Below are 26,774 nucleotides of genomic sequence, written 5' to 3'. Positions count from 1 at the left end.
ATGGCATATGACATCCCCGCAAAGCTGGCCGAACGCGGCCTTTCGCTCCCCGCCGCCGCCGCCCCGGTCGCCGCCTATGTCCCGGCGGTCGAGGCCGGCGGGCTGCTCCACCTCTCGGGCCAGCTGCCCTTCGAGGACGGCAATCTGATGACCGGCCGCGCCGGCGAGGACCGCGACCTCGCCTATGCGACCAGCGCCGCCCAGAAATGCGCGCTGATGATCTTGGCGCAGGCCGAAAAGGCGCTCGGCAGCCTCGACCGCATCGAACGCGTCGTGAAGCTCGGCGTGTTCGTCAACTCGGCCGGGACCTTCACCGACCAGCCCAAGGTCGCCAACGGCGCATCGGAACTGATGGTCGAGCTGTTCGGCGATGCCGGCCGCCATGCCCGCAGTGCGGTCGGCGTGCCCGTCCTCCCGCTCGGCGCCGTGGTCGAAATCGACGCGATCCTCGCCATCCGCGCATAAGCCCGTTCGGACCCGCTGCTGTTGCGATCGCGCAACAGCGGCGGGCCACTGCGTGTCTCACAAGCAATTTCCGTTGTGCGGCGCGGCACGCTGGGACATATTCGGTCGCAGGGCGTCAGACCGCACGGGCCGGAAAGGTCCACCGAATCGCGGCGACGTTCGAACGCAGGAGAATCACCACGGAACCTAGAAAGGGTTTACGATGCGATTCTCGACCTTCCTTCCGGCCGTCGTCCTGGCCGCCACCACCGCGATGCCTGCCTTTGCGCAGGAGGAAACCGCCCCGCCCGAACCGATCACGATCAGCGGCAGCGCGAGCGTCGCCTCCGACTATCGTTTCCGCGGCGTGTCGCAGACCGACAAGAACGTGGCGGTACAGGGCGGCATCACCATCGCCCATGAAAGCGGCGTCTATATCGGCACCTGGGGTTCGAATCTCGCCGGCTGGGGCACGTTCGGCGGCGCCAATCTCGAACTCGATCTGATCGCGGGCTACAAGAAGACCTTCGGCACCGCGACCGTCGATGCCGGCGTCACCTGGTACACCTATCCGGGCGGTGCCGACGAAACCGACGTCGTCGAATTCTATGGCAAGCTGTCGGGCACCGCCGGTCCCGCCACGCTGACCGCCGGGGTGTTCTACGCGCCCAAGCAGACCTCGCTCGGCTATTTCACCGCCTCCGCCACGCCGCCGGTCGCGGGCGACGGCAGCCGTCAGAAGAACCTGTACCTGTCGGGCGACGCCGCCGCCGGCATCCCCGAAACCCCGGTGACGCTGAAGGCGCATATCGGCTATTCGGACGGCAATCCCGGCCTCGGCCCCAACGGCACCAGCCTTGCCCCCACCGGCAAATATTGGGACTGGCTGATCGGCGCCGACTATACCTACAAGAATCTGACGCTGGGCGTCGCCTATGTCGACACCGACATCTCGCGCGCCGAGTCGGCCTATATCGAGCCGAACTTCAGCAAGACCACCAACGGCAGCCCGATCGCGGCGAGCACGGTCGTGGTATCGCTGACCGCGGCGTTCTGATCGGGGGCGGGCGGAACGCCGCCCGCCAACCGGACTGCGGTCCATCCCGACGTCATCCCAGCGCAGGCTGGGATCTCCTGCGGATAGCAGGACACCCTTGTCCCGGGAGACCCCAGCCTGCGCTGGGGTGACGTTGCTGGTAGGGGCGAAACACAGGTTCGCAAGCGGCCTTTGGCACCTCCCGTCATCCCGTTCGGTTCAAGCAGCTTCGAGCTTGTCGAGAAGAGGGTCGGGTGAACCATGCCCCGCATGGTTCAGGATTGTCCGGGGGACAATCCGACCCGCCCCTCGTCGAGAACGGGGTCGCTTGTGGCACCGCCTTCTCGACAGGCTCGAAGCGAACGGGGAGGGGGAGAACACAAGGAAAAAGGCCGGCCGCCCCCTCGGGCAGCCGGCCTTTTTCCTTAACCAAACCGCAAACCCTTACGGCGTGGTCGTCCGCGCCGTCTGTCCATCGCCCGCCGGCGCCGCGATGATGTCGCGGGTCGTCGCCCCCTTGTCGATCACATTGGTGTTCGGATCGGCCACGCCCGAACGGATACCGGTATCGGCATCGGCATTGCCCGCCTGTTCCAGCGTCAGCCGCTCGGTCGCGCTGCGCGGGGCCGGGCCACCGAACAGCGCCTGCATCGCCTGGGTCGACGCGGCGGTGTCCTGCGGACGCGCCGCGCCCGGTTGCGGCGGCACCAGCGAATAATCGGGCGGGATCACCAGCGGCGCCTGTCGTGCGACCGCGAACTCGTCGGGGCGCGACCGGTTGAGGGCATTGCCCTGACACCCGGCAAGGATCAGGCCCAGGCTGCCGAGAATGATGAACTTACGCATTGGCCTTCTCCACAGGAACATCGGTCTTCGGCTTGGGGGTGAACAATGCCCGGACGAGCAGGATCACGACGCCGATCGAAATCGCCGCATCGGCGATGTTGAATACCAGAAACAGGCTGTAGCCGAAAACATGCAGGTCGGCATAATCGACGACATAGCCGAAGCGCACCCGGTCGACGATATTGCCCAGCGCCCCGCCCAGCACCAGCCCCAGCCCGATCAGCTCGGGGCGTTGCGTCTCGCGTCGGATCCACACCGCCACGCCGGTCGCGATCAGCGCGGTCATCGCCACCAATGCCCAGCGCGCGGTCTCGCTCCCCGCCTGCAACAGCCCCAGCGACACGCCGAAATTCTGCACGAAGCGTAACGTGAAGATCGGCAGCACGTTCAGTTCGGCGCCGGGATAGTCGATGCCCATCGGCCCGGTGACCCAGTATTTCACCAACTGGTCGACCGCGAAGACGAGCAGCGCGATCCCGATCGCCATCTTTCGCATCACGCCACCACCTTCGCGCATCGCCCGCACAGATCGCCGTCGGTCGCGACATCGGGCAGGTGCCGCCAGCACCGCCCGCACTTGGCTTCCGCCGTCCGCGTCACCGCGATCTCGCCATCGGCCTCGCCGACTTTCGCCACGATGAACAGCTCGGCCAGTTCGTCCGTCGGCAACGGCAGCGTCGGCACCGTGACCTCGGCCTCGAGGCTGGAACGCACCGTCTTGGCTCGACGCAACGGCTCGATCGCCTCGGTAACCTGTTGGCGCAACCGCCGCACATCGGCCCATTCGGTGCCGAGCGGCTGGTCGGCGGGCAGATGCGGCAATTCGGGCCATTCGAGCAGATGGACCGACCCGTCCTCGCTCGGGAAGCGCGCCTGCCACACTTCCTCCGCCGTGAACGCCAGGATCGGCGCGGCATAGCGGACCAGCGCGTGGAACAATATGTCCAGCACGGTGCGATACGCCCGCCGCCGCACGTCGTCGGCCGCGTCGCAATAGAGCGAATCCTTGCGGATATCGAAGAAGAAGGCCGACAGGTCCTCGTTGGCGAAGTCAGTCAGCGCGCGGGCATAGCGGTTGAACTCGAACGCTTCCGCCGCACTACGCAATTCGGTGTCGAGCTGCCCCAGCAGATGCAGGACATAGCGTTCCAGCCCCGGCATCGCCGCGACCGCAACCCGCTCCTCCTCGCCGAACCCGTCGAGCGCGCCCAGCATATAGCGGAACGTGTTGCGCAGCTTGCGATAGGTATCGCCGGTGCCGGCCAGCACTTCCTTGCCGATCCGCACATCCTCGAAATAATCGGTCTGCGCGACCCACAGCCGGAGGATGTCCGCGCCCGATTCGCCGATCACCTTCAACGGATCGACGACATTGCCGAGCGATTTCGACATCTTGCGGCCATTGCCGTCGAGCGCGAAGCCGTGGGTCAGCACCGCCTTGTACGGTGCCTGCCCCCGCGTGCCCGAACTCTCCAGCAGCGACGACTGGAACCAGCCGCGATGCTGGTCCGACCCTTCGAGATACAGGTCGGCCCGCGTGCCCTCGCCGAAGCGCTTCTCGATGGTGAAGACATGGGTGCAGCCTGAATCGAACCACACGTCGAGAATGTCGGTCACGACCTCATAGTCGGCGAGGTCGTAATCGGACCCCAGCAGCGCCTGATGATCGGCCGCATACCACGCATCGGCCCCGCCCTCGCGGAAGGCGGCCAGGATGCGATCATTGACCGCTTCGTCGCGGAGGTAATCGCCGGTCGCCCGGTGCACATACAGCGCGATCGGCACGCCCCAGGCGCGCTGCCGGCTGATGACCCAGTCCGGCCGCCCCGACACCATCGCCCCGATCCGGTTGCGCCCCTTCTCCGGCACGAACCGCGTATGCGCGATCGCATCCATCGCGATTTCACGAAGCGTAGCGCCATTCGACGAAGCAGACGCCACCCCGGCCCCACCCGTCACCCCAGCGAAGGCTGGGGTCTCAAGCGATTCCAAGCCGACGCTCGCCAGCAACGGATCGCCCGCATCGCCGACAGATGCCCCAGCCTGCGCTGGGGCGACGTTCCTGGTGACGGCGCTCCGGTCCATCGGAATAAACCACTGCGGCGTAGCCCGGAAAATCACCTTCGCCTTCGACCGCCAGCTATGCGGATAGCTGTGCGCGAAGTCGTCCGACGCCGCCAGCAACGCGCCCGCTTCGCGCAGGTCGCGACAGATCGGCCCTTCCTCCAGCTTGCCGCCACGCCCGGCGGCAACGAATTTCGGGTTGATGACGCTGCCTTCGCCGCCCAGCCATGCCCAGTCGTCGCGATACCGCCCATCGCCCTGCACCGCGAACACGGGTTCGATGCCATGCGCCTTGCACAGCTCGAAATCGTCCTCACCATGATCGGGCGCCATATGGACGAGGCCGGTACCGGCATCGGTCGTAACGAAGTCGCCCGGCAGCAGCGGACGCGGCTTGGCAAAGAACCCGCCGCGTGCGTGCATCGGGTGACGGGCGGTTGCGCCGGCGAGGTCCGAGCCTTTACCTGACCAGACAATCGACCAGCCGGAACCATTAGAGAGCCACGGGCTGCTGCCATATCGGCCCAGAGCCGAAGCGACCAATTCGGTGGCGAGCAAATACACTCGATCGCCAGCCCGAACAGCCGAATACTCAACGTCCGGCCCATAAGCCAAAGCCTGGTTCACCGGAATCGTCCACGGCGTCGTCGTCCAGATCACCGCATGCGCGCCGACCAGTTCCGGTGCATTCGGCGCATCGACGATCTCGAATGCCACGTCAATTTGAGTGGAAACGACATCCTCATACTCGACCTCGGCCTCGGCCAGCGCGGTCTTTTCGACCGGCGACCACATCACCGGCTTGGCCCCGCGATACAGCTGCCCCGACATCGCGAACTTCAACAACTCCTCGGCGATGGTCGCCTCGGCGTCGAACTTCATGGTTAGATACGGGTCGTCCCAATCGCCCATGATGCCCAGCCGCTGGAACTGGCCCTTCTGCACATCGACCCATTTGGCGGCATAGGCGCGGCATTCGGCGCGGAACTCGGCCGGGGGAACCTCGTCCTTGTTGCGCTTCTTGGCGCGATACGCCTCCTCGATCTTCCATTCGATCGGCAGGCCGTGACAGTCCCAGCCCGGGATGTACGGCGCATCCTTGCCCATCAGCGACTGGGTGCGGACGACGATGTCCTTGAGCACCTTGTTCATCGCATGGCCCATATGGATGTCGCCATTGGCGTAGGGCGGGCCGTCGTGCAGCAGAAAGCGTTCGCGCCCCGCGCGTTCGGCGCGCAGCCGCTCGTACAGCCCGATCCGCGCCCAGCGGTCGAGGATCGCCGGTTCCTTGGCGGCAAGGCCCGCCTTCATCGGGAAGTCGGTCTTCGGCAGGAAGACGGTGTCGCGCCAGTCGCGCGTGGTGTCGGGCGTATCGGTCATAGGAATGCCCGCGATTAGCCGATGCCGCGCCGCTACGCCAGCGGGTGATATCGCGGCGACCGCGGCGCTTTCCTACATGCCGGCGACCGGTCAGGATGGCGGCGTTCTTTGCATTGTCGATCTCCCTGCCACATCGGACAGAAATGTTCGCGCGAAGGCGCAGAGGACGCGAAGGGGTCGCGTCCGGGGCAGGTGTCCCGCGACCGGGAGACCCTGCCGCCCGCCCAAACAACGAACGATCGTGGGAGCCGCCGGGCTCGCCCGGAACGCAACCCCTTTGCGTCCTTAGCGCCTTCGCGCGAATCCAATTTCTTCTTCCAAGCGCCACCGGCGCCAACTTCCGCGCCCGAAAGTGACGGACCAGCCCTTCAAGCCATTTAAAAGACTTAAGCGAACGGCCCGTGCAAATCCACGAACCGTGTCACCTTCGCCAACTTCCGCCGCTACCCCAGCGCCGCCCGCGCGCGCTCGCAGTCCAGCGCCATCTGTACCTTCAGCGCATCCAGCGACTCGAACTTCGCCTCCGGCCGCAGATAGTCGATCAACGCGACCTCGATCGTCTGCCCATAAAGATCGCCGGAAAAATCAAAGAAATACGGCTCGAGCAACTCGATCGGCTCGCCCGCGATCGTCGGCCGGATGCCCAGATTGGCCGCACCCTTCAACACCCGCCCATCCCCCAGCCGCCCGGTCACCGCGTAAATGCCATAAGCCGGTCGCAGATACTTGCCCATCGACAGGTTCGCCGTCGGATAACCAAGTTGCCGTCCCAGTTGCGCGCCCGGTTCGACCACCCCCTCGACAGCGAACGGCCGGGTCAGCATCGCCGCCGCCTCGCGCGGGCGCCCTTCGCGCAACGCATCGCGGATGCGCGACGACGATACCACCGCCTGTCCGTCCCCGACCGGCGCAACCGTCTCGGCGACGAAGCCATATTGCGCACCCAGCGACCTGAGCACAGCGACATCCCCGCTGCGACCTTTGCCGAAGGTGAAGTCGGTTCCGGTCACCACCCCCGCCGCCCCGACCATGCCGGCCAGCCGTTCGGCCGCGAACGCCTCCGCCGACAGCCCGGCCAGCGCCGCGTCGAAACCGAATACCAGCATCGCATCGGCCCCGGCCTGGCCGAACAGCCGCTCGCGCTGGTCGAGGCTGGTCAGCCGGAACGGCGGCAGATGCGGCTGGAAATAGCGCCGCGGATGCGGGTCGAACGTCGCGACGATCGCCGGCCGCCCTTCGGCCCGCGCGCGCGCGACCATGCGGGCGACCACCGCTTGGTGCCCGGCATGGAAGCCGTCGAAATTGCCGAGCGCGACGATCCCCCCGCGCATCGCCGCCGGAATCGCCGCCCCTCCGTCGAGACGCTGCATGGGGTCGCCCCCTAGCGCCCGGCGGGCGCGGACGAAAGGGGCTGCATGCCCGCGCGCAGCACGCGCAACGCGTTGCCGCCCATGACCTTGCCGATCTCGCCCTCGTTCAGCCCCTGCGCGTGCAGCGCTTCGGCGACCAGCGCGACCCATGCCGTATCGAACCCGGTCGTCACCGCCCCGTCGAAATCGGACCCCAGCGCGACATGATCGATTCCGGCAATGTCGCGGACATGGACGATGGCGCGGGCGATCGCCTGTGGATCGGTCGAACATACCGCGCCCGGCCAGTAACCGATGCCGACGATCCCGCCGGTCCGGGCGATGCCCCGCACCTCGGCATCGGTCAGGTTGCGGTTGACCTTGCACGTCGCCTGCACCCCGCCATGGCTCGACACCACCGGCCGCTTTGCCACCGCCAGCACATCGGCCAGCGCGGCATGGCTGGCATGGGCGACGTCGACGATCATGCCCATCGCCTCCATCCGCGCCACGACCTGCCGCCCGAACGGGGTCAGCCCGCCCTTCGCCACGCCATGCATCGACCCGGCGACCTCGTTGTCGTAGAAATGGGCGAGGCCGGCCATGCGAAACCCGCTGCGGTACAGCCGGTCGAGATTGGTCAGGTTGCCGTCCAGCCCGTTCAGCCCCTCGATCGACAACATGCCGCCGACCGGCCGCACCGGCCCGCCCGCCGCCCGCGCCGCCAACAGCGCGTCGAGCTCCCTGGCGCTGGTCACTACCCGCAACTGCCCGTCCGACGCGTTGGCCGCGCGCCGCAGCCGGGTGGCGTGCCACAGCGACCGGTTGAGCAGCGATCCCCAGGTGCGCACCGGCTGCAACTGTGCGATCACCAGCGGGGTGATATTGTCGCTGTTACCGTCGTTCGCGTCGTAATTCTGCCCGCGCGGCGTTTTCGTCACCGACGAAAAGATCTGCAGCGCGACATTGCCCTCCTGCAATCGCGGCAGGTCGACCTGTCCCCGCGCCGCCCGCGTCAGCAGGTCGCGCGACCATAGCAGCGTGTCGGCATGCAGGTCGACGATCGGCGCGGCGAAGCGCGGGCGGGGCGGGGTCGCCATCCGCTTTGCCAGCGCCGCCGACGGCTCGACCCGGTTCATCGACCGTTCGACGATCCCGGGCACCAGCGCGAAAAAGGCAGCCGCCAGAACCGCCAGCAACGCGACGCCCCACCAAACCGCCTTCCGCATCGATCGTCCCCGCAGCGCCGGGTTCGGCGCCGGCGCGTCCCTTAGCGGTTCGGGGCGGTGCGGAGCAATGTGACGAAGCTGTACGCCGGGCGATCTCCGTCCGCACTGTGCTCCTCGCGCCACGTTTCATGCCAACCGGTAAAGGGCGGAACGACCGCGTCGCCCTCCGGCGCGGCATGGACCTCGGTGAGTTCGACCCGTTCGATCCGCGGCAACAGCAGCGCGAAAATCTCCGCCCCGCCGATCACCGCCGCTTGCGGACCGGCGAGCGTCAGTGCCGAATCGACGTCATGCGCCACCTCCGCCCCGGCCGCCTGCCAGTCGCGGTCGCGGGTCAGCACGATATGGCGGCGGCCCGGTAGCGGCGACGGAAAACTCTCGAACGTCTTGCGCCCCATCACCATCACCCGGCCCATGGTCAACGCCTTGAACCGCTTCAGATCGGCGGGCAGATGCCAGGGCAGCCGCCCGTCGACGCCGATCACGCCATTGTCGGCGCGGGCGAGGATCGCGTCGATCATATCGCCACCGCCGCCTTGATATGCGGTTGTGCGACATAATCGTGCAGCACGAAATCCTCGTATCGATAGCCGTCGATCGCCTCGGGCCGCCGCGCGATCTCCAGCCGGGGCAGCGGACCGGGCGTCCGCGCCAATTGCTCGCGCGCCTGGTCGAGATGGTTTTCGTAGAGGTGGCAATCGCCACCGGTCCAGATGAACTCCCCGACCTCCAGATCGCATTGCTGCGCCAGCATATGCGTCAGCAGCGCATAGCTGGCTATATTGAACGGCACGCCGAGAAAGATGTCGGCGCTGCGCTGATACAGTTGCAACGACAGCCTGCCGTTCGCGACATGCGTCTGGAACAGGCAGTGGCACGGGCTGAGCGCCATCGCCTGCAACTCGCCCGGATTCCATGCGGTCACGATCTGTCGGCGCGAGGCGGGATTGGTGCGGATGGTGTGGATCAGCTCGGCGATCTGGTCGATATGCCGCCCGTCCGCCGTCTCCCAGTCGCGCCACTGCTTGCCATAGACCGGACCGAGATCGCCATTGGCATCGGCCCATTCGTCCCAGATGCTGACCCGCTGCTCCTGTAACCAGCGGACATTGGTATCGCCGCGCAGGAACCACAGCAATTCGATGATGATCGAGCGCAAATGCAGCTTCTTGGTGGTCAGCACCGGGAACCCGGCCGACAGGTCGAACCGCATCTGGTGCCCGAACACCGACCGGGTGCCGACCCCGGTGCGGTCGTCGGTCGGTACGCCATGGTCGAGGGCGCGCTGCATCAGCTCTAGGTAAGGGGTCATGGTCGTCGTCTTAAGCCGCAAAGCAGAAGAAGAAAGAGGAGTTCGCGCAGAGGCGCGGAGGCGCGGAGGGGGTGCTTGCGGCACGGTCCCTCCGCGCCAGTGGCCTCATCCCCGCCGCCAGCAGGCGAATAGAGAGCGCTAACGCGCAACAGCACCTTCGAACGCAACCCCTCCGCGTCTCCGCGCCTCCGCGCCTCCGCGCGAACCCAATCTTCTTCCCTTCGAAGCCCGAACAAAAAAAGGGCCGATGCGTCGCCGCACCGGCCCAGGGGTTTTCCGCAGGAGGAAACTGTGGTCCGGGCGGCAGGGGACTAGGCCGCCGCCCGGTAGAGAAACTCAGTAGTTGTAGGCGCGCTCGCCATGCTCGCCGAGGTCGAGACCTTCCAGTTCGACTTCCTTCGAGACCCGACCGCCGGTCAGCGCCTTGGCGACGAACCATGCGATGGCGGTGCCGACCGATGCCCACACGATGGTGACCAGCACCGCGAACACCTGCACGCCCAGCTTGGCGCCCATGTCGTAGTCGGCCGCACCCGGGCCGCCCAGCGACGGGGCATAGACGACCGCGGTGCCGATCGCGCCGATGATCCCGCCGACGCCATGGATGCCGAACGCATCGAGCGAGTCGTCATAGCCGAGCTTGGGCTTGAGCACGGTCACCGCGAAGAAGCAGACGACCGAGGCGACGGCGCCCAGCACGATCGCGCCGAACGGACCGGAGTTGCCGGCAGCCGGGGTCACCGCGACCAGCCCGGCGATGATGCCCGAGCAGAAGCCGAGCGCCGAACCCTTATGCCCCGAGAATTTCTCGGCCAGCATCCAGAACAGCCCGGCCGAAGCGGTGGCGACGAAGGTGTTGATCATGGCCAGACCCGCGGTGCCGTTGGCTTCGAGCGCCGAGCCGGCGTTGAAGCCGAACCAGCCCACCCACAGCAGCCCGGTGCCGACCATGGTCAGCGTCAGCGAATGCGGTGCCATGCGCTCGGTCGGGAAGCCCAGCCGCTTGCCCAGCAGGATGGCGAGCACCAGCGACGACACGCCGGCATTGATGTGGACCACGGTACCGCCCGCGAAGTCGAGCGCGCCCGCCTTGAAGAAATAGCCGCTGGCCGCCCACACCATGTGCGCGATCGGGAAATAGGTGATCGTCAGCCACACGATGGCGAAGACCATCACCGCGGCGAACTTGATGCGTTCGACCACCGACCCCAGCACCAGCGCGATGGTAATCGCGGCGAAGGTCATCTGGAAGCTGATGAAGACATATTCGGGGATTTCGACCCCGGCGGTGAAGGTTGCGGCCTGCGACGCCGAGGTCACGCCCGCGAGGAACGCCTTGCCCGGGCTGGAGATGAAGTTCGACAACGTCGCGTTGGTCACGTCGGGACCGAAGGCGAGCGAATAGCCGTACATCACCCAGATCAGCATCGCGAGCGAGGCGACCGCGCCGATCTGCGTCATCACCGACAGCATGTTCTTCGTCCGGGTCAGGCCGCCATAGAACAGCGCGAGGCCGGGGACGATCATCATCAGCACGAGGACGGTCGACACCATCATCCACGCCGTGTCGCCCTTGTTCACCGTCGCGACCGGTGCGGCGGCGGCGGCCGGCGCCTGCAGCGCGGCGTCCTGTGCCCAGGCGGGCAGCGCGGCGAACAGGCCGAGTGCCGCGCCCGCCATCAATTTCTTCGGATGTTGCATGATGCCCCCCATCACAGCGCGGTCAGGTCGGTTTCGCCGGTGCGGATGCGCACCGCCTGTCCGACGTCGAGAACGAAGATCTTGCCGTCGCCGATCGCGCCGGTGTTGGCGGCGGCCTGCACCGCTTCGACCACGCGTGCGGCGATGTCGCTGTCGCACACCACCTCGATCTTGATCTTGGGCACCATGTTGGTGCTGTATTCCGCGCCGCGATAGATTTCGGTCTGGCCCTTCTGCCGGCCGAATCCCTTGACTTCGGTCACGGTCATGCCTGCGACACCGATCTCGGTCAGTGCTTCGCGTACCTCATCCAGCTTGAACGGCTTGATGATGGCGATGACTAATTTCATGTCGCCCCCTCGTCGCATGATTGCTCAAGGGGACGCCTCGCAACCTCCGTGCCAAACCGCATTTCGCCGGTTTCGAACGGGTTGCCGGCTGGCAACCATGGTTACCAAGCGGTTAATTTGTGCAACGCGGCGCGATTGCCTGTTTTTCAGGCAGGTTGGTCGACGATCTTCCGGGCACCGTCCAGATCGTCGGCATCGACCATGACCCGGACCGGGATCAGCAGCCAGCTGCCGTCGCCGATGCTCGCCTCGCCATCGAAGGCGACCGCCGGAATGCCTTCGCTTTCCAGCCGCCCGACGATGATCTGCGCCTCGACGCGCGGAAAGCGACCCAGCTCGACCAGCGCCATCAGGCGGTGCCGCCGACGGTCAGCCCGTCGATCAGCAGCGTCGGCTGCCCCACGCCCGCGGGCACCGACTGCCCCGACTTGCCGCACATGCCGACGCCCTCGTCGAGCGCGAAGTCGTTGCCGATCCCGCGCACCTGCTTCAGCACCTCCGGCCCGTCCCCGATCAGCGTCGCGCCCTTGATCGGCGCACCAATCCGCCCATTCTCGACGCGATACGCCTCGGTGCAGGAAAACACGAACTTGCCCGACACGATGTCGACCTGCCCGCCGCCGAACGACTTGGCGAAGATGCCGTTCTTCACCCGCGACAGCAGCTCGGCGGGATCGTCCTTGCCCCCCGACAGGAAGGTGTTGGTCATGCGCGGCATCGGCGCATGCGAAAAGTCCTGACGCCGGCCATTGCCGGTCGGCGCGACGCCCATCAGTCGGGCGTTCAGGCGATCATGGATATAGCCTTTGAGGATGCCGTCCTCGATCAGAATATTCTCCTGCGTCGGCGTGCCTTCGTCATCGATCGACAGCGATCCGCGCCGGTCGGCGATCGATCCGTCGTCGATCACCGTCACGCCCGGCGCCGCGACCCGCTCGCCGATCCGCCCCGAAAAGGCGCTGGTGCCCTTGCGGTTGAAATCGCCCTCCAGCCCGTGGCCGATCGCCTCGTGCAGCAGGATGCCGGGCCAGCCATTGCCCAGCAGCACCGTCATCTCGCCCGCCGGCGCGTCGACCGCCTCCAGATTGATTAGCGCCTGCGCCAGCGCGACGTCGATCGCGCGGTTCCACGTCTCGGGCGCGAACAGCGAGTCGTAGAGATAGCGCCCGCCAATCCCGAAGCTGCCGCTCTCGCGCCGCCCGTTCGATTCGACGACGATCGACACGTTCAGCCGCACCAGCGGCCGCACATCGGTGGCGACGAAGCCATCGGGACGCACGATCTCGACCACGCTCCACGATCCGAGCAGGCTGGCCGACACCTGCACCACGCGCGGGTCGCGGGCACGGGCAGCGGCATCGATCGACTGGCACAGCGCCACCTTGTCGGCGAACGGGATCAGGTCGAGCGGATCGGCGGCGGTATAGAGGTGGCGGTTGTTGCCGCGCGGCGGCGATGCCTTTGCCCCTTTGGCCGGATCGATCAGCGCCATCGTCTCGCCTGCCCGGCGGATCGCCGCTTCGGACAGTTCGTTGGCATGGGCGAAGGCGGTCGTCTCCCCCGACACCGCGCGCAGGCCGAAGCCGGCATGGGTGTCGTAGGACGCTGTTTTCAAACGCCCGTCGTCGAAGCCGAACGCTTCCGAGCGGCGATACTGGAGATAGAGCTCGCCATCCTCGGCATTCGCGAGCGTCGCCTGCGTGGCGCGCAGCGCAGCGGCGGGATCGAGGTCGCCGGAATAGAGGTAGGAGCGGGGATCGGTCGGGGTCATCGGTGGAATATAGGGTGGCGGTGGCGTGGGGGAATGGGGGCGCATCGCCGTTCGATGCTATCGATCCTCCGCACGGATTGTCCCGACACGAATGAACTGGCGGAATTCTTTCCATGGGGCGCAGACGACAGGAACGGGCGAAGCTCGCCGGGCAACGGTGGCCGCTGCTCTCCAATTTGCTTCTCTGTTACTTCAACCAGGACTTCGACATCCTCTACGGCTCCCTCGCCGGCGCGTTCGACGCCGCCGTACGAGACGGCTCGCTCGAACACAGGCGTGCCCTCCTGATCGAATGGCGCGACTGGAACGCATCGGAAGGCGCGATCGACGATGTTCGGTCCAGCCTGTACTACGGTTTCTTGATTTCCGTCCGGCTGAAGAAGCCTATCGACGGACGCAACTTCATGAACCGTCTTTACGATGGCTTGATGGAAGGGGTTCGGAAGGAAACCGCCTTACGCAGAAATCAGGACATGCCGGATCGGTAGCTGGCGAAAGTGCCTGTTCGCTCGATACCGTCACCCCAGCGAAGGCTGGGGTCTCTACCGGCTCCTGTCCCGCGCTATCACCATGAGATCCCAGCCTGCGCTGGGATGACGTGCGGAACAGGGGCGGGACCTTCTACCGCCGCGGCGAAGCCGCGTCGTCGGTCGACGGGCAAGGGCGAGCTTGCCCGTCGCCGGCCGGGCGCGGGCCTCGCTGGTCGTCCGAACTGCGTTCGGCCTTACCGGCCCGCGCCGTCCCCATGATCCTTCAGCTTGCTCTGATCCGCGCCATCCGCCGGGCCGCCGATGAGCACGAAACGCCGGTCGCAATAGCCGCAATCGACATAGCCCGTCTCGTCGATCTGCAGCCACACGCGCGGGTGGCCGAGCGCGGGGGCGATCTCGCCGGCTCCGTCGCAGGCGACGCGGGGGGTGGTGACGCGGAGGAGTTCGGGCGGAGGCAGCATGTCTGCGCGAATAGCAACGCCGCGAACCCTCGACAAGTCGGTGCTTGGCTTGGGGACGGGGCGGGCGTATCGGACGACCCCATGGAAACCCAAGCCGCCATTTCGATCCGCGACCTGTGCAAGACCTACGCCGCGGGGAAGGGCGGGGCGCCCGCCAAGGTCGCGCTGGACGGCGTGTCGTTCGACGTGCCCCGCGGCCAGATCTTCGGACTGCTGGGGCCGAACGGCGCGGGCAAGTCGACGCTGATCAACACGCTCGCCGGCCTCGTCAACAAGACCAGCGGTTCGGCGTCGATCTGGGGCTTCGACATCGACCAGCATCCGCGCAATGCCAAGGCGTCGATCGGTATCGTCAATCAGGAAATCCTGTTCGACCCGTTCTTCACGCCGGCCGAGACGCTCGAGATTCAGGCCGGCCTGTACGGCGTGCCCAAGGCGCAGCGCCGCACCATGGACCTGCTGCGCGCGGTGCATCTGGAGGACAAGGCCGATGCTTATGCCCGCACCCTGTCGGGCGGCATGAAGCGGCGGTTGATGGTCGCCAAGGCGATGGTCCATTCGCCGCCCGTGCTCGTCCTCGACGAACCGACCGCAGGCGTCGACATCCAGCTTCGCCAACAGCTATGGGACTATGTCCGCGAACTCAATGCCGATGGCGTGACGGTGGTGCTGACGACGCATTATCTCGAGGAAGCCGAGCAATTGTGCGACCGCATCGCCATCATCAACCATGGCCGCGTCGTCGCCAACCAGCCGACCCGCGAACTGGTCGGCATGGCGCAGGAAAAGGCGGTCGAGCTGACCCTCGACCGCGACGTCGCCGACCTGCCCGATGCGAGCTGCTTCGAGAAGGTCGAGCGCAAGGGCGACCGGTTGCTGGCGATCACCTATCGCAAGGACGTCGCGAACGCGGGTGAGGTGCTCGCGGCGGTCAGTGCGCAGGGCTATGGCATCGTCGACGTCGTGACGCGCGAGGCGGACCTCGAGGACGTGTTCCTCAACCTGACCAATAGCTGAGCGCCCATACCGCGCGTAACGTACCCCCGCGCAGGCGGGGGTCCAGTGCCCAACAAGTCAACGTTGGTGCTCGTGCCCCTGGACCCCCGCCTGCGCGGGGGTACGGGGGGCGTCTATTCGCCTTTTGTTCTTGCGCGTGTCTCCGCCACAGGGCAAACCCGCGGGCAGGCCACTGAAATCGCGCAGCATGTCGGACCCCACCCGCAAGATCATCCATGTCGACATGGACGCCTTCTTCGCGTCGGTCGAACAGCGCGATGCGCCCGAGCTGAAGGGCAAGCCGGTCGCGGTAGGCGGGTCGAGCGGGCGCGGCGTGGTCGCCGCCGCTTCGTACGAAGCGCGCGTGTTCGGGGTGCGCTCCGCCATGCCCTCGGTCACCGCGATCCGCCGCTGTCCCGACCTGATCTTCGTCCGCCCCCGCTTCGAGGTGTACAAGGCGGTGAGCGGCCAGATCCGCGATATCTTCCACGACTATACCGATCTGGTCGAGCCGCTGTCGCTCGACGAAGCCTATCTCGACGTCACCGCCAACCGGCGCGGCCTGCCCAGCGCCACCGCGACGGCCGAGGAGATCCGCGCCCGCATTCTGGAGACCACCGGCCTCACCGCCTCTGCCGGGATCAGCTACAACAAGTTTCTCGCCAAGCTGGCCTCCGACATGAACAAGCCCAATGGGCAGTTCGTCATTCCGGTAAAGGCCGGCCCACGCGTCGTCGCGTCGCTGCCGGTCGGCAAGTTCCACGGCATCGGCCCCAAGACGGTCGAGCGGATGGAGGCGCTCGGCATCCGCACCGGCGCCGACCTCGCCGGCTGGAGCCTGCCCGACCTGCAACGCACCTTCGGCAAGGCGGGCGGCTGGTATTACGGCATCGCCCGTGCCGAGGATCACCGCCCGGTCCGCCCCAACCGCGTGCGCAAGTCGTCCGGCTCCGAAACCACCTTCCACCACGACCTGACCGACCCGGCAGCGATCGAGGAGCGGGTGCTGGCGATGGCGGACGACGTCTGGGACTGGGTCGAGAAGACCGGACAGCATGGCCGCACCGTGACCGTGAAGGCGAAATATGCCGATTTCCGCATCGTCACCCGCAGCCGAACGCTGGGCGCCCCCGTCGCCGACCGCGCGACGCTCCACGCCACCGCCCGCAGTCTGATCGCGACCCTTTATCCCCTACGCATGGGATTGCGGCTGGTCGGGGTGACGATGGCCGGCTTCGGCGCGGGCGAAGCCCCCAGCGGCCAGCTCGACCTGTTGTAGTGACCGCCCAGCCCGTACCCCCGCGCAGGCGGGGGGCCAGAGTCATCGGCGCCCATGGCAGTTTGCTTGGCCCTGGATCCCCGCCTGCGCGGGGATACGGCGCGCAACACTTTGACGCCCACGCTCAAGGCGCCTACAACCGCACCGTCCCCGGGGGAGCGTTTCGTCACGCTTGAGAGGAAGGCCGCAGCCTTCGACCCGCTGAACCTGATCCGGCTGACACCGGCGTAGGGAGGGAGCGGCCAATTCAGTCCCGCCCCCTCCGCATGGAGTGGAATATGGCAGACATCCCCGCAAAGGCCGAAATCGGCGTCACCACCGGCCCGATCCGTGGCAGCCGCAAGATTCACGTCGGCCCGCTGAACGTCGCGATGCGCGCGATCGACCTCGACCCCGGCTGCGGCGAACCGCCGCTCAACGTCTATGACACGTCGGGGCCGTACACCGACCCCAATGCCCGCATCGACATCATGGCCGGCCTGCCGCAGCTTCGCCGCGACTGGATCATGGCCCGTGGCGATGTCGAGAGCTACGACGCCCGCGAAATCCGCCCCGAAGACAACGGCCAGCTCGGCCCCGACCGTTCGGGCGGCGTCCAGCCCTTCCCCAACGTCGTCAAGCGTCCCCTGCGCGCGAAGGCGGGCGCGAATGTCAGCCAGATGCACTATGCCCGTCGCGGCATCATCACCCCCGAGATGGAATATGTCGCGACCCGCGAAAATCTCGGCCGCGAGATGCTGCGCGACTATGTCCGCGACGGCGAGAGCTTCGGCGCGAGCATCCCCGATTACGTGACCCCCGAATTCGTCCGCGACGAAGTGGCGCGCGGGCGGGCGATCATCCCCAACAACATCAACCATCCCGAAACCGAGCCGATGGCGATCGGCCGCAATTTCCTGGTCAAGATCAACGCCAATATCGGCAACAGCGCGGTCGCATCGAACGTCGCCGCCGAAGTCGACAAGCTGGTCTGGTCGATCCGCTGGGGTGCCGACACGGTCATGGACCTGTCGACCGGCCGCAACATCCACGACACCCGCGAATGGATTTTGCGCAACTCGCCGGTGCCGATCGGCACGGTGCCGATCTATCAGGCGCTCGAAAAGGTCGGCGGCATCGCCGAGGAACTGACCTGGGACATCTTCCGCGACACGCTGATCGAACAGGCCGAACAGGGGGTGGATTACTTCACCATCCATGCCGGCGTCCGCCTGCCGTACATCCCGATGACCGCGAAGCGCGTGACCGGCATCGTGTCGCGCGGCGGGTCGATCATGGCCAAATGGTGCCTCGCCCATCACCGCGAATCGTTCCTCTACGAACATTTCGACGAGATTACCGAGATCATGAAGGCCTATGACATCGCCTATTCGCTGGGCGACGGTCTCCGCCCCGGTTCGATCGCCGATGCCAATGACGAAGCGCAGTTCAGCGAGCTCTATACGCTGGGCGAACTGACCCACCGTGCGTGGGCGCAGGACGTACAGGTCATGATCGAAGGCCCCGGCCATGTGCCGATGCACAAGATCAAGGAGAATATGGACAAGCAGCTGCAGGTCTGCGGCGAAGCGCCCTTCTATACCCTCGGGCCGCTCACCACCGACATTGCGCCGGGCTACGACCATATCACCAGCGGGATCGGCGCGGCGATGATCGGCTGGTACGGCACGGCGATGCTCTGCTACGTCACGCCCAAGGAGCATCTGGGCCTGCCTGATCGCGACGACGTGAAGGTCGGCGTGGTGACCTACAAGCTCGCCGCCCATGCCGCCGATCTGGCGAAGGGCCACCCCGCCGCCAAGATGCGCGACGATGCGCTGAGCCGCGCCCGCTTCGAATTCCGCTGGCGCGACCAGTTCAACCTGTCGCTCGACCCCGACACGGCGGAAAGCTACCACGACCAGACGCTCCCGGCCGAAGGCGCCAAGACCGCGCATTTCTGTTCGATGTGCGGCCCCAAATTCTGTTCGATGAAGATCACGCAGGAAGTGCGCGACTTCGCGGCGAAGCAGAACGCGCCGGCGGACACGTTCATTGCGGCCGACAAGGCGGACGCGGAGCGCGCAGCGTTCGCGGGCGGATCGGCTGCGGCGGACGCCGGCATGGCGCAAATGAGCGAGAAGTTCCGTGAGAAGGGCGGGGAGGTTTACCTGCCGGCGGAGTGAGGTAGCGGGCGGGGGGTGTTTCACCCTCCCGCCCGTTCGTCCTGGTAGTCGCTGGGCTTGTCGAAGCGACGTATCGAAGGACCGCTAAAGGCGCTTCGATACGGGTCTTCGACTTCGCTCAGCCCCTACTCAGCGCGAACGGTTGCGTTGAAATGCCCGACCCAAAAATCCTCCCCGCTATGCGGGGAGGGGGACCATGCGCAGCATGGTGGAGGGGGCGTGGCCGCAATCGGGCAGCAGTTGCATCCCTCCACCCAGTCGATTCATTCAGCGGGCAGTCGAGAAGCCTCAGCAGGTTGTTGGGCTGTTCGCCGTCATTGTCGGTGCTTATTTCCTATCGGCTTCGCTAGTTTTTGCCTCGTCCCGTACACGCTGTTCGTCAATCAATGCGTTTGCAGTCTTGTCGACATGTTTCGCGAACGTTGTAGCTTCAACTATCAGTCTTAATGGTACAATATCTACCGCCAATCGACCGAAGCTTTCCGCAGCTTCGAATGGTAGAAAGACCAGCCGGTCGGGTGCCGTAAGAAATCCAACGCAAGCAGCGTGTGCAATTGTATTTCGCGGTTCCGAATGCTTCTCGTATTGATCCTTAAGTTTTCGAAGCGCCTTTGCATTATCAAGTCGCCCAAGTTGTAAATTCAGTTCGCGCATTTTACGCAGGCGATCGGGAACAGGTGTGCGCTTGAAAACAACAGCGCCTACCGTAGGATCCATGCCGAATGCGGCCGTGGCCAACTGAGCGATCGTCGTGTCGACCCGCGCCCACGCAAGCACTAGGTCGAGCATGGCCAGCCGGACGCGCTTGGGGATGTAGCGATCCATCTCCGCGATGACGGCGGAGAAGTCGCCATCGCTACCCGGCGCTGTCATTGAAAGCGGGCAACGATGGCATCGCCTTGCGCTTCTGCCCGTTTCGCTTCGGTGTCCCGGTTCACCAGCTCCACGCACGCGACCGCGGCCATGTGATAGAATGTCAGGATGCCCTCTACAATTATGACGAACATTGGCCCATCAACGTCGACTACCATCCCTTCACGACTGGTTGCGCCAGCCTGAAATGGCCACACGCGGTATTCTAATCCCGGTATTAGCATAACACCTCCCCTGAACAATTAGAGATCATGTGGCGCGAGCAGCGCGTCAACGATTCGACGGGCGGTCCGCCGGCCGCCCCCTGAAAAACCCCCTGTCCTACAAGTTCCCAATATGTTCCCATCGCGCCCATGCGCAACGACACCCAGCTCCCGGAGCATTCGCCCGCGCCCATCCCGGCGCTCGACCCCTCGAACCTGACCGTTCCGTCCGAGACGCCGTATCTCGACGCCAACGGCTATGATCCCGCCGACTATCAATGGGTCCCCGTCCGCCGCAAACCGCGCAGCGACGGCTGGTCCGATGCCAAGCAGCGCGACTTCATCGAAGCGCTCGCCGATGGCGGATCGGTCACCGAAGCGGCCCGCGCCGTCCATATGTCGGCCAGCAGCGCCTATCGCCTGCGCCGCTCGCCCGGCGGCGAGGCCTTTGCCCGCGCATGGGATGCCGCCGTTGCCCAGGCGGTGTCGATGCTGGTCGACGTCGCGTTCGACCGCGCGATCAACGGCACCGTCGAACCGGTGCTCGATGCCAATGGGCGGCGGATCGGGTCGCGGCATCGCCCCGGCGACCGGATGCTGATGTTCCTGCTCGCCGCCCATTATCCCGACCGCTACGGCAAACAGCAGCGTCGCCGTCCCGGCCGTGGCGAGGCGGAGGCGTCGCCCCCCACCCCGACACCCAGCGTCGCCGAGGCGCTCGACGCATTGACCCCGGTCCCGCCGGCCGAGCCCGAAAAGCTGATGGCCCCCGCCGATCTCGACGTCGCGATCGAGGTCGCCGACCTGAAGGATGGCGAACTGCCCGGCTGGCTCGACCCCGATCGCCGCTGCGAACCCGTCGCGCCCAGGGTCGAACCGCCGCTACACGACGCGCTCGCCGCCGCGCTCGCGGCGCAGGACGATATCGATATCGGCGAACCCGGCCCGCTGGGTGCAGCGTTCGAGGTCGAGCTGGAACTGGCCAAGCGCGGCATCGTCGTGCCCCGCCCCAAGCCGAAGCCCAATCGCCGCGCGCGCCGCGCGCAGCGACGAGTGTGAACTTCGTGAACTTTGGACGCAAAACCTGCCGCTGCAAGACCCGCTCGCCCCCCGGTCCTTCGCCGGACCAGCTTGCCCCACGGGGCCGTGCACCGCCCATACGCAAAAGGGGCGCCGCGATTGCCGCGGCGCCCCCTTCGGTCCGTCATGCCGCGTGGCGCGACTTACATCGCGTTCTTCACGGCCTGTTCGACCTGCGCATTGTCGTTGTCGTCGGCCTTGTCGGCGGCGTCCTCGCCCATGTCGCGGACGTTCTCGGCCTGCGCTTCCAGCGCGTCCTCGACCTGTTCGTTGCTGGTCATGTCGGCCTGGTCTTCCAGTGCGTCGGCCTTGTTCTCGGTCATCGCCTCGATATTGTCGGCGGCCTTGTCGTCGGCATTGCCACCGCACGCGCCCAGCAGCATCAGCGCGGCCAGACCGGTCGCCGTCATCATCGTCTTCATGGCAAATCCCTTTTATCTCGTTCCCGCCGGATTGGCGGTCGGGCGCATCAATCGCCGATACCCGCCGATGGTTCCGCCAGCGTATCGAGCGCGGGCAGCGACCAGTCGATCGTGCCACGCCCATGTTCGGCCAGAAAGGCGTTGGCCTGGCTGAACGGACGGCTGCCGAACCACCCGCTATGCGCCGACAAAGGCGAGGGATGGCGGGCGCGCAGCACGAGGTGACGGCCGCCCGCGCCCACGTCGCGGACGAACGCGGCCTTCTTCTGCGCATGCGATCCCCATAGCAGGAACACGCTCGGCTCCGCCCGGTCGGCCACGGCATGGACGACCGCGTCGGTGAACGCCTCCCAACCACGCCCGGCATGCGACGCGGCACGATGCTGCTCGACGGTCAGCACGCTGTTGAGCAGCAGCACCCCCTGGCGCGCCCAATGCTCCAGAAAGCCGTGCGCCGGCGGGGTCAGCCCCAGATCGGTCTGCAATTCCTTGAAAATGTTGCGCAGCGACGGCGGCACCGCGACGCCCGGCCGGACCGAGAAGGACAGGCCATGCGCCTGTCCCGGCCCGTGATAGGGGTCCTGCCCGAGGATGACGACCCGCACCTGATCGAGCGGGGTCAGCGCCAGCGCCGCGAACCAGTCGCGCGAATGCGGCAGGATGCGCTTGCCCGCCGCCTTCTCTGCGGTCAGGAAGCTGCGCAGTCCCGCCATCGCATCGCCGGCCAGCACCGGGGCCAGCGCATTCGTCCAGCTCGGATCGATGCCCGCGATCATGTCCGCTTGCGGACGAACTCGGCGCGCAGCACCAGCCCCTTGATCTCGTCATATTTGCAGTCGATCTCCTGCGCGTCGCCGGTCAGGCGGATCGACTTGATGAGCGTGCCGCGCTTCAGCGTCTGGCCCGCGCCCTTGACGGTCAGGTCCTTGATCAGCGTCACCTGATCGCCATCGGCCAGCACGTTGCCGACCGCGTCGCGCACGACGATCGCGTCGTCGTCGCCCGCCGTCGTGGCGCCCGCCTGCGATGCCGGCACCCATTCGCCGCTCGCCTCGTCATAGATATAGTCGTCGTCGCTCATGCCGTCCCCCTTGTCGCCGCGGGGTAGCCGAGCGGACCGCCTCAGAACAAGCCCGGCACCTCGCGCTGCACGGTCGACGGGCGCTGGGGTTGCAGCAGCGTGCGTCCCTCGACGCCGTCGCCACCGACGCGCAGTCCGTCGCGGGTCGCGGCCGTCGCCGCCGCCGATCCGATCCGCGTGCAGCTCCGCCCGGCAAGGAAGTCGAGCGCGCGGGCGACCGACTGTTCGCGCACGTCGCCCAGCGGATAGTTGATGTCGTCGTTGGCGACGCAGGTGTTGGGGACGACCGTGGCAAGCCCGTCATAATAGGCCGCCGATCGCGCCGAATTCTGCACCGCCAGCGCGACCACGCGCAACCGGTCGTCGCACGCCGCCTTGTCGAGCGCGATCTGCCCGACCGGCTTGCCATAGGTGTTGGTGCCGATCAGCGCCATGTTGTTGCCGAGATAGGGGACGAAGGCATTGATGACCAGTTCGCTCGCCGATGCGGTGCGGCCGGTGCCGATAAAGGCGATCTTGGTCGGCGTCACCGACTGCGCGGTCGGGGCGAAATACTTCGTCTCGTTCTCGGACGATTTCTCGGGGCGGAAGGTCGTGTAGCTATACACCTGGCTGGTCGACTTGCCGCCGCCCAGCAGGTCGCCCATCAGATCGGCGACCGAGATCAGCCCGCCGCCATTATAGCGGAAATCGATGATGAACTCGGTGATCCCCTGCGCGCGGAAGCTGGCGAACGCATCGCGCAGCGGCTGGTTGGCGGTGGTGATGAAGGTGCGCAGGTTGATATAGCCGACCCGCTTGCCGCCATCGGTCAGCACCTTGGCGCCATAGCGCGTCGATACCGGCAACAGCGCGTAATCGGCCTTGGCGACGGTCTCGGTGCGGGTCGTGCCCTCGGCGGTGACGAACTGGAAGGTGCGGCTGGTCCCGACCGTATCGGGGCCGAGCGCGTCGTTCAGCCCGTCGACGCCGCTGCTGTCGATGATCGACGACACGCTGCGCAGATTGCCGCTGCTGGTCCCGATCTGCAGGATCTCGGTCCCGCGATCGATGCCGGCGTTGAGCGCCGGGGTGCCTTCGAACGATTCGATCACGAACAGGCGCCGGCCGCTGGTATCCAGCGCGAAGCGGGTGCCGAAACCGGCGGTCTCGCCCGCGTCGTAATAGGCGTCCTCCTCGGCGATCGAGGTCAGATAGGTGAAATAGCGGTCGCGCCGCTGCGCCCGCGCGGTCGCGGTCAGCGCGTCGATATAGGCATCGACCGTGGCATAGGGCGTGGGGTCGAGGCTGGCGGGCAACGTTTCCGGGAACAGATACCATTCGCGCAGCTGCGCCAGCGCCCAATCCTGCCGCTCGCGCAGCGAACAGCCCGCGGTACTGGTGGGCGTCGGGGTCGGCGTGGGCGCAGGGGTCGGCGAGACGCCGCCGCTGCTTCCTCCGCCCAGGATGCTGCCGCCCCCGCCCCCGCCGCCGCAGGCCGACAACATCGCCAACACGCCCAACGCCGCACCGAACTTTACCCGCACAACGCGCACTCCATGATGTCGCGACAGCCTAAGCCGCGCATCGCCGAAGGGAAGGGGGATTCGCCCGTGCGCTAACGTACTGCGTCGGTTCAGTTCCCCTTCATCGCGTCGAGCAGCCGCTTGACTTCCTGCGACCGGCCGCGCGGCAGGATCAGCACGTCGTTGCCGCTGGCGACGACGATCAGGTCGCTGACCCCGACCATTGCGATCCGCACCCCGTCCGACCGGATGAGACAGCCGGTCGCATCGAGCAGCGTCACGTCGCCGCCGGTCGCGTTATGGGCATCGTCGCGGTCGCTGATCATGTGCAGCGCGTCCCAGCTGCCGACATCGCTCCACCCCATCGCCACCGGCGCGACCGCGACCCGGTCGTCGCGCTCCATCACCGCATAGTCGATCGAATCGGACGGGCTGGCGGCAAAGGCTTCCGCGTCGGGGCGGATGCAATTGCCGTCGCGCTGCGCCCGGTCCATCGCGCTCTGCGCCGCGTCCAGCATCGCCGGCACGAACCGGCCGATTGCGTCGAGAAAGCGGTCGGCGCGGAACAGGAAGATGCCGCCATTCCACGCATGGTCGCCCGATGCCAGCATCGCCTGCGCCGCATCAAGCGGCGGCTTCTCGACGAAACGGTCGACGCGGTGGACCCCCTCGGCCAGCGGCTCGCCGACCTGGATCCAGCCATAGCCGGTTTCGGGCGCGTCGGGGGCGATGCCGAACGTCACCATCCAGCCATCCTCGACCAGCGGCAGCGCGCGGTCGATCGCGGCGCGGAAGGCGTCGAGGTCGTGGATGACGTGATCCGACGGCATGACCAGCAACGGCGCGTCGCCGCCGCCCGCCGCGATCGCCGCCAGCGCGATGGCGGGCGCGGTGTTGCGGCCCATCGGTTCGAGGATGATCGCCTGCGGGTCCGAACCGATGGCGGAAAGCTGTTCGGCGACGGCATCGGCATGGGCGGCATTGGCGACGACGATCGGCGCGGCAAAGCCGTCGCCCGCGGCACGGCGTGCGGTCAGCTGTAACATCGTCTCGGCGGCGGTCAGGGCCAGGAACTGCTTGGGCCGTTCGGGACGCGACATTGGCCACAGACGGGTGCCCGCCCCCCCGGACAGAATGACGGGGACAATGGCGGACGAAACGGGCATGGATCGGATCTCCGGAAAGGATCAGGCAGGCGGAATCCGCCCGCCCGGACGGGCAAGCGACTGTTGCGATACAACAACGATGTGACAATGCGTATCCATCGCGTTCAGTATTTCTTTGCCCTTTCGCGCGATACGGGCTGGGTGTCGGACTGGCTTACACCTGTATCGAGAGCCCGGCGATGATTCGGCTGTTCAAACATTATATCCCGCACGCCGTCTTGTTGCTGGGGTTGCTCGACTTTCTGGCGCTGCTGGTCGCGGCCGAACTCGGCTGGGTCACGCGGGCGATGCAGATCGACATGGGCATCGACCCGATCCACACCCGCATCCCGCAATTGCTCAGCTTTGCGATCAGCCTAGAGACCGCCCTGGTCGCGGTCGGCATCTATGGCACCGATGCGCTGCAATCGATCAAGTTCGCCGCAGCGCGGCTGATCGTCGCGGTCGCGGTAGGCGCGATCCTGCTGGCGGTCGTGTTCTTCCTCGCACCGTCGATCACCTTCTGGCGATCCAACCTCGTCTATGCGCTGGGCTTCGCGGCGGTGCTGCTGCTGGTGCTGCGCATCCTGACCGGCGCGCTGCTCGGCGGGCAGGCGTTCAAGCGGCGGATCATCGTGCTGGGGGCGGGGCCGCGTGCACAGCGGCTGAAGGAACTGTGCCAGACTCCCGGCGCCGGTTTCGTCGTCGTCGGCTATGTCGCGATGAGCGAGGCGAACCGGGTAATCCCCGAGGCGATCGCCCGCGACGCCATCTACAACCTTGCCGACCATGTCGTGCTGCTCGGCGCATCCGAAGTCGTGCTGGCATTGGAGGAACGCCGCAACGCCCTGCCGCTCAAGGACCTGCTGCGCATCCGCACGACCGGCGTGCACGTCAACGAAATCTCGACCTTCCTCGAACGCGAGACGGGCCGCGTCGACCTCGACAGCGTCAGCCCGTCCTGGCTGATCTTCTCCGACGGCTTTTCGTCGGGGCGCATGGTGTCGAGCGCGTTCAAGCGGCTGTTCGACGTCACCGCCAGCCTGTTGCTGCTGACGCTGACACTGCCGGTGCTGGTCGTCGCCGCGATCGCGGTGAAGCTCGACAGTCGCGGGCCGGTCTTCTACCGCCAGCGCCGCGTCGGGCTGTACAGCACCGGTTTCGACATCCCCAAGCTGCGTTCGATGCGCACCGATGCCGAAGCGGCGGGCACTGCCGTCTGGGCCGAAAAGAACGACCCGCGCATCACCCGCATCGGCCGCATCCTGCGCAAGACGCGGATCGACGAACTGCCGCAATGCTGGAGCGTGCTGATCGGCGAGATGAGCTTCGTCGGCCCCCGCCCCGAACGCCCCGAATTCGTGTCGGCGCTGGAGGACAAGCTGCCTTATTATGCCGAACGGCATATGGTGAAGCCGGGCATCACCGGCTGGGCACAGATCAACTATCCCTATGGCGCGTCGATCGACGATGCCCGGCAGAAGCTCGAATACGACCTGTATTACGCCAAGAACTATTCGCCCTTTCTCGACCTGCTGATCCTGCTGCAGACGCTGCGCGTCGTGATCTGGTCGGGCGGGGCGCGGTGAGT

26 protein-coding genes and 1 riboswitch are annotated in these 26,774 nt (G+C 66.5%); of the genes, 8 read left to right on the top strand and 18 right to left on the bottom strand.

The genetic code is table 11. The features are described 5' to 3' along the window. Together ACZ1JS_RS14085 and ACZ1JS_RS14080 are read left to right on the top strand one after the other, a co-directional pair. On the top strand, window positions 1–465 hold the full coding sequence (locus tag ACZ1JS_RS14085; RefSeq protein ID WP_242119497.1) for a RidA family protein: 465 nt from the start codon (window positions 1–3) through the stop codon (window positions 463–465). Window positions 466–667: 202 nt separating this feature from the next. Further along, a complete protein-coding gene (locus ACZ1JS_RS14080; protein WP_465166603.1) occupies window positions 668–1,501 on the top strand; it encodes a TorF family putative porin in 834 nt (277 codons plus the stop codon). Between the two features lie 423 nt (window positions 1,502–1,924). Here ACZ1JS_RS14080 and ACZ1JS_RS14075 read toward each other — a convergent pair whose 3' ends face one another. The 11 genes from ACZ1JS_RS14075 to tldD all read right to left on the bottom strand — a co-directional run bounded on the left by ACZ1JS_RS14075 (window position 1,925) and on the right by tldD (window position 13,482). Further along, window positions 1,925–2,326: a DUF3035 domain-containing protein gene (locus ACZ1JS_RS14075; RefSeq protein WP_465166602.1), complete on the bottom strand. Its 402-nt coding sequence runs from the start codon at window positions 2,324–2,326 to the stop codon at window positions 1,925–1,927. Continuing rightward, a complete protein-coding gene (gene lspA, locus ACZ1JS_RS14070; RefSeq protein WP_465168703.1) occupies window positions 2,319–2,822 on the bottom strand; it encodes a signal peptidase II in 504 nt (167 codons plus the stop codon). Before lspA ends, ACZ1JS_RS14075 begins: the two co-directional genes overlap by 8 nt. Then, window positions 2,822–5,770 carry an isoleucine--tRNA ligase gene (gene ileS / locus ACZ1JS_RS14065; protein WP_465166601.1) on the bottom strand — a complete coding sequence of 983 codons (2,949 nt, stop codon included), beginning with the start codon at window positions 5,768–5,770 and terminating at the stop codon, window positions 2,822–2,824. The genes lspA and ileS overlap by 1 nt, the downstream gene beginning before the upstream one ends. A 443-nt stretch (window positions 5,771–6,213) precedes the next feature. Continuing rightward, window positions 6,214–7,140, bottom strand: coding sequence for a bifunctional riboflavin kinase/FAD synthetase (locus ACZ1JS_RS14060; protein WP_465166600.1), 927 nt, complete (start codon window positions 7,138–7,140; stop codon window positions 6,214–6,216). A gap of 11 nt (window positions 7,141–7,151) precedes the next feature. After that, on the bottom strand, window positions 7,152–8,348 hold the full coding sequence (locus ACZ1JS_RS14055) for a dipeptidase (protein ID WP_465166599.1): 1,197 nt from the start codon (window positions 8,346–8,348) through the stop codon (window positions 7,152–7,154). 41 nt (window positions 8,349–8,389) lie between these two features. Beyond that, window positions 8,390–8,869, bottom strand: coding sequence for a dihydrofolate reductase (locus tag ACZ1JS_RS14050; protein ID WP_465166598.1), 480 nt, complete (start codon window positions 8,867–8,869; stop codon window positions 8,390–8,392). Continuing rightward, window positions 8,866–9,660, bottom strand: coding sequence for a thymidylate synthase (locus ACZ1JS_RS14045; protein WP_465166597.1), 795 nt, complete (start codon window positions 9,658–9,660; stop codon window positions 8,866–8,868). Before ACZ1JS_RS14045 ends, ACZ1JS_RS14050 begins: the two co-directional genes overlap by 4 nt. 336 nt (window positions 9,661–9,996) lie before the next feature. Next, a complete protein-coding gene (locus tag ACZ1JS_RS14040; protein ID WP_345877258.1) occupies window positions 9,997–11,361 on the bottom strand; it encodes an ammonium transporter in 1,365 nt (454 codons plus the stop codon). Window positions 11,362–11,372: 11 nt separating this feature from the next. Beyond that, the gene (locus tag ACZ1JS_RS14035) at window positions 11,373–11,711 is read right to left on the bottom strand and encodes a P-II family nitrogen regulator (RefSeq protein WP_056458445.1); all 339 of its coding nucleotides are present in this window, start codon (window positions 11,709–11,711) and stop codon (window positions 11,373–11,375) included. Between the two features lie 146 nt (window positions 11,712–11,857). Next, complete coding sequence (locus ACZ1JS_RS14030; RefSeq protein ID WP_465166596.1) at window positions 11,858–12,061, bottom strand: putative signal transducing protein; 204 nt, start codon at window positions 12,059–12,061, stop codon at window positions 11,858–11,860. Beyond that, window positions 12,061–13,482, bottom strand: coding sequence for a metalloprotease TldD (tldD, locus tag ACZ1JS_RS14025; RefSeq protein ID WP_465166595.1), 1,422 nt, complete (start codon window positions 13,480–13,482; stop codon window positions 12,061–12,063). Before tldD ends, ACZ1JS_RS14030 begins: the two co-directional genes overlap by 1 nt. A gap of 113 nt (window positions 13,483–13,595) precedes the next feature. On the opposite strand from tldD, the gene ACZ1JS_RS14020 reads away from it, so the two are divergent. Then, window positions 13,596–13,970, top strand: a complete 375-nt coding sequence (locus ACZ1JS_RS14020; RefSeq protein ID WP_465166594.1) for a contact-dependent growth inhibition system immunity protein — start codon at window positions 13,596–13,598, stop codon at window positions 13,968–13,970. A gap of 236 nt (window positions 13,971–14,206) precedes the next feature. On the opposite strand, the gene ACZ1JS_RS14015 is transcribed toward ACZ1JS_RS14020, so the two are convergent. Further along, window positions 14,207–14,434: a zinc-finger domain-containing protein gene (locus tag ACZ1JS_RS14015; protein ID WP_242119522.1), complete on the bottom strand. Its 228-nt coding sequence runs from the start codon at window positions 14,432–14,434 to the stop codon at window positions 14,207–14,209. Between the two features lie 81 nt (window positions 14,435–14,515). On the opposite strand from ACZ1JS_RS14015, the gene ACZ1JS_RS14010 reads away from it, so the two are divergent. The 3 genes from ACZ1JS_RS14010 to thiC all read left to right on the top strand — a co-directional run bounded on the left by ACZ1JS_RS14010 (window position 14,516) and on the right by thiC (window position 18,874). Continuing rightward, a complete protein-coding gene (locus tag ACZ1JS_RS14010; RefSeq protein WP_465166593.1) occupies window positions 14,516–15,451 on the top strand; it encodes an ABC transporter ATP-binding protein in 936 nt (311 codons plus the stop codon). A gap of 187 nt (window positions 15,452–15,638) precedes the next feature. After that, the gene (gene dinB / locus ACZ1JS_RS14005; protein WP_465166592.1) at window positions 15,639–16,709 is read left to right on the top strand and encodes a DNA polymerase IV; all 1,071 of its coding nucleotides are present in this window, start codon (window positions 15,639–15,641) and stop codon (window positions 16,707–16,709) included. Window positions 16,710–16,851: 142 nt separating this feature from the next. Beyond that, window positions 16,852–16,960, top strand: a riboswitch (TPP riboswitch). A gap of 27 nt (window positions 16,961–16,987) precedes the next feature. After that, the gene (thiC, locus tag ACZ1JS_RS14000; protein ID WP_465166591.1) at window positions 16,988–18,874 is read left to right on the top strand and encodes a phosphomethylpyrimidine synthase ThiC; all 1,887 of its coding nucleotides are present in this window, start codon (window positions 16,988–16,990) and stop codon (window positions 18,872–18,874) included. 327 nt (window positions 18,875–19,201) lie between these two features. Here the strand turns inward: thiC and ACZ1JS_RS13995 are convergent, their stop codons facing one another. After that, complete coding sequence (locus ACZ1JS_RS13995) at window positions 19,202–19,747, bottom strand: hypothetical protein (protein ID WP_465166590.1); 546 nt, start codon at window positions 19,745–19,747, stop codon at window positions 19,202–19,204. Window positions 19,748–20,100: 353 nt separating this feature from the next. On the opposite strand from ACZ1JS_RS13995, the gene ACZ1JS_RS13990 reads away from it, so the two are divergent. Beyond that, on the top strand, window positions 20,101–21,009 hold the full coding sequence (locus ACZ1JS_RS13990) for a hypothetical protein (protein ID WP_465166589.1): 909 nt from the start codon (window positions 20,101–20,103) through the stop codon (window positions 21,007–21,009). Between the two features lie 164 nt (window positions 21,010–21,173). Here ACZ1JS_RS13990 and ACZ1JS_RS13985 read toward each other — a convergent pair whose 3' ends face one another. The 5 genes from ACZ1JS_RS13985 to ACZ1JS_RS13965 all read right to left on the bottom strand — a co-directional run bounded on the left by ACZ1JS_RS13985 (window position 21,174) and on the right by ACZ1JS_RS13965 (window position 25,204). Next, complete coding sequence (locus ACZ1JS_RS13985) at window positions 21,174–21,452, bottom strand: hypothetical protein (RefSeq protein ID WP_056458409.1); 279 nt, start codon at window positions 21,450–21,452, stop codon at window positions 21,174–21,176. Window positions 21,453–21,499: 47 nt separating this feature from the next. Beyond that, window positions 21,500–22,228, bottom strand: a complete 729-nt coding sequence (gene ung / locus ACZ1JS_RS13980; RefSeq protein ID WP_465166588.1) for a uracil-DNA glycosylase — start codon at window positions 22,226–22,228, stop codon at window positions 21,500–21,502. Further along, window positions 22,225–22,533, bottom strand: a complete 309-nt coding sequence (locus ACZ1JS_RS13975) for an alkylphosphonate utilization protein (RefSeq protein WP_465166587.1) — start codon at window positions 22,531–22,533, stop codon at window positions 22,225–22,227. Before ACZ1JS_RS13975 ends, ung begins: the two co-directional genes overlap by 4 nt. 41 nt (window positions 22,534–22,574) lie before the next feature. Continuing rightward, window positions 22,575–24,020: a S41 family peptidase gene (locus ACZ1JS_RS13970; RefSeq protein ID WP_465168702.1), complete on the bottom strand. Its 1,446-nt coding sequence runs from the start codon at window positions 24,018–24,020 to the stop codon at window positions 22,575–22,577. A 128-nt stretch (window positions 24,021–24,148) separates the two neighbouring features. Continuing rightward, complete coding sequence (locus ACZ1JS_RS13965; protein ID WP_465166586.1) at window positions 24,149–25,204, bottom strand: mannose-1-phosphate guanylyltransferase/mannose-6-phosphate isomerase; 1,056 nt, start codon at window positions 25,202–25,204, stop codon at window positions 24,149–24,151. 179 nt (window positions 25,205–25,383) lie between these two features. On the opposite strand from ACZ1JS_RS13965, the gene ACZ1JS_RS13960 reads away from it, so the two are divergent. Beyond that, window positions 25,384–26,772 (top strand): TIGR03013 family XrtA/PEP-CTERM system glycosyltransferase, encoded by a 1,389-nt coding sequence (locus ACZ1JS_RS13960; protein ID WP_345877243.1) that lies wholly within the window; start codon window positions 25,384–25,386, stop codon window positions 26,770–26,772. Window positions 26,773–26,774 lie beyond the last annotated feature (2 nt).

Source organism: Sphingomonas sp. BL-S-05 (assembly GCF_055521695.1).
Note: the sequence above shows the minus strand (reverse complement) of the source record. Positions and strands in the feature narration are given on the sequence as shown.

Coding starts and splice junctions, on each gene's coding strand:
- ACZ1JS_RS14085 (WP_242119497.1), top strand. CDS start 1: ATGGCATATGACATCCCCGCAAAGCTGGCCGAACGCGGCCTTTCGCTC.
- ACZ1JS_RS14080 (WP_465166603.1), top strand. CDS start 668: ATGCGATTCTCGACCTTCCTTCCGGCCGTCGTCCTGGCCGCCACCACC.
- ACZ1JS_RS14075 (WP_465166602.1), bottom strand. CDS start 2,326: ATGCGTAAGTTCATCATTCTCGGCAGCCTGGGCCTGATCCTTGCCGGG.
- lspA (WP_465168703.1), bottom strand. CDS start 2,822: ATGCGAAAGATGGCGATCGGGATCGCGCTGCTCGTCTTCGCGGTCGAC.
- ileS (WP_465166601.1), bottom strand. CDS start 5,770: ATGACCGATACGCCCGACACCACGCGCGACTGGCGCGACACCGTCTTC.
- ACZ1JS_RS14060 (WP_465166600.1), bottom strand. CDS start 7,140: ATGCAGCGTCTCGACGGAGGGGCGGCGATTCCGGCGGCGATGCGCGGG.
- ACZ1JS_RS14055 (WP_465166599.1), bottom strand. CDS start 8,348: ATGCGGAAGGCGGTTTGGTGGGGCGTCGCGTTGCTGGCGGTTCTGGCG.
- ACZ1JS_RS14050 (WP_465166598.1), bottom strand. CDS start 8,869: ATGATCGACGCGATCCTCGCCCGCGCCGACAATGGCGTGATCGGCGTC.
- ACZ1JS_RS14045 (WP_465166597.1), bottom strand. CDS start 9,660: ATGACCCCTTACCTAGAGCTGATGCAGCGCGCCCTCGACCATGGCGTA.
- ACZ1JS_RS14040 (WP_345877258.1), bottom strand. CDS start 11,361: ATGCAACATCCGAAGAAATTGATGGCGGGCGCGGCACTCGGCCTGTTC.
- ACZ1JS_RS14035 (WP_056458445.1), bottom strand. CDS start 11,711: ATGAAATTAGTCATCGCCATCATCAAGCCGTTCAAGCTGGATGAGGTA.
- ACZ1JS_RS14030 (WP_465166596.1), bottom strand. CDS start 12,061: ATGGCGCTGGTCGAGCTGGGTCGCTTTCCGCGCGTCGAGGCGCAGATC.
- tldD (WP_465166595.1), bottom strand. CDS start 13,482: ATGACCCCGACCGATCCCCGCTCCTACCTCTATTCCGGCGACCTCGAT.
- ACZ1JS_RS14020 (WP_465166594.1), top strand. CDS start 13,596: ATGGGGCGCAGACGACAGGAACGGGCGAAGCTCGCCGGGCAACGGTGG.
- ACZ1JS_RS14015 (WP_242119522.1), bottom strand. CDS start 14,434: ATGCTGCCTCCGCCCGAACTCCTCCGCGTCACCACCCCCCGCGTCGCC.
- ACZ1JS_RS14010 (WP_465166593.1), top strand. CDS start 14,516: ATGGAAACCCAAGCCGCCATTTCGATCCGCGACCTGTGCAAGACCTAC.
- dinB (WP_465166592.1), top strand. CDS start 15,639: ATGTCGGACCCCACCCGCAAGATCATCCATGTCGACATGGACGCCTTC.
- thiC (WP_465166591.1), top strand. CDS start 16,988: ATGGCAGACATCCCCGCAAAGGCCGAAATCGGCGTCACCACCGGCCCG.
- ACZ1JS_RS13995 (WP_465166590.1), bottom strand. CDS start 19,747: ATGACAGCGCCGGGTAGCGATGGCGACTTCTCCGCCGTCATCGCGGAG.
- ACZ1JS_RS13990 (WP_465166589.1), top strand. CDS start 20,101: ATGCGCAACGACACCCAGCTCCCGGAGCATTCGCCCGCGCCCATCCCG.
- ACZ1JS_RS13985 (WP_056458409.1), bottom strand. CDS start 21,452: ATGAAGACGATGATGACGGCGACCGGTCTGGCCGCGCTGATGCTGCTG.
- ung (WP_465166588.1), bottom strand. CDS start 22,228: ATGATCGCGGGCATCGATCCGAGCTGGACGAATGCGCTGGCCCCGGTG.
- ACZ1JS_RS13975 (WP_465166587.1), bottom strand. CDS start 22,533: ATGAGCGACGACGACTATATCTATGACGAGGCGAGCGGCGAATGGGTG.
- ACZ1JS_RS13970 (WP_465168702.1), bottom strand. CDS start 24,020: ATGTTGTCGGCCTGCGGCGGCGGGGGCGGGGGCGGCAGCATCCTGGGC.
- ACZ1JS_RS13965 (WP_465166586.1), bottom strand. CDS start 25,204: ATGCCCGTTTCGTCCGCCATTGTCCCCGTCATTCTGTCCGGGGGGGCG.
- ACZ1JS_RS13960 (WP_345877243.1), top strand. CDS start 25,384: ATGATTCGGCTGTTCAAACATTATATCCCGCACGCCGTCTTGTTGCTG.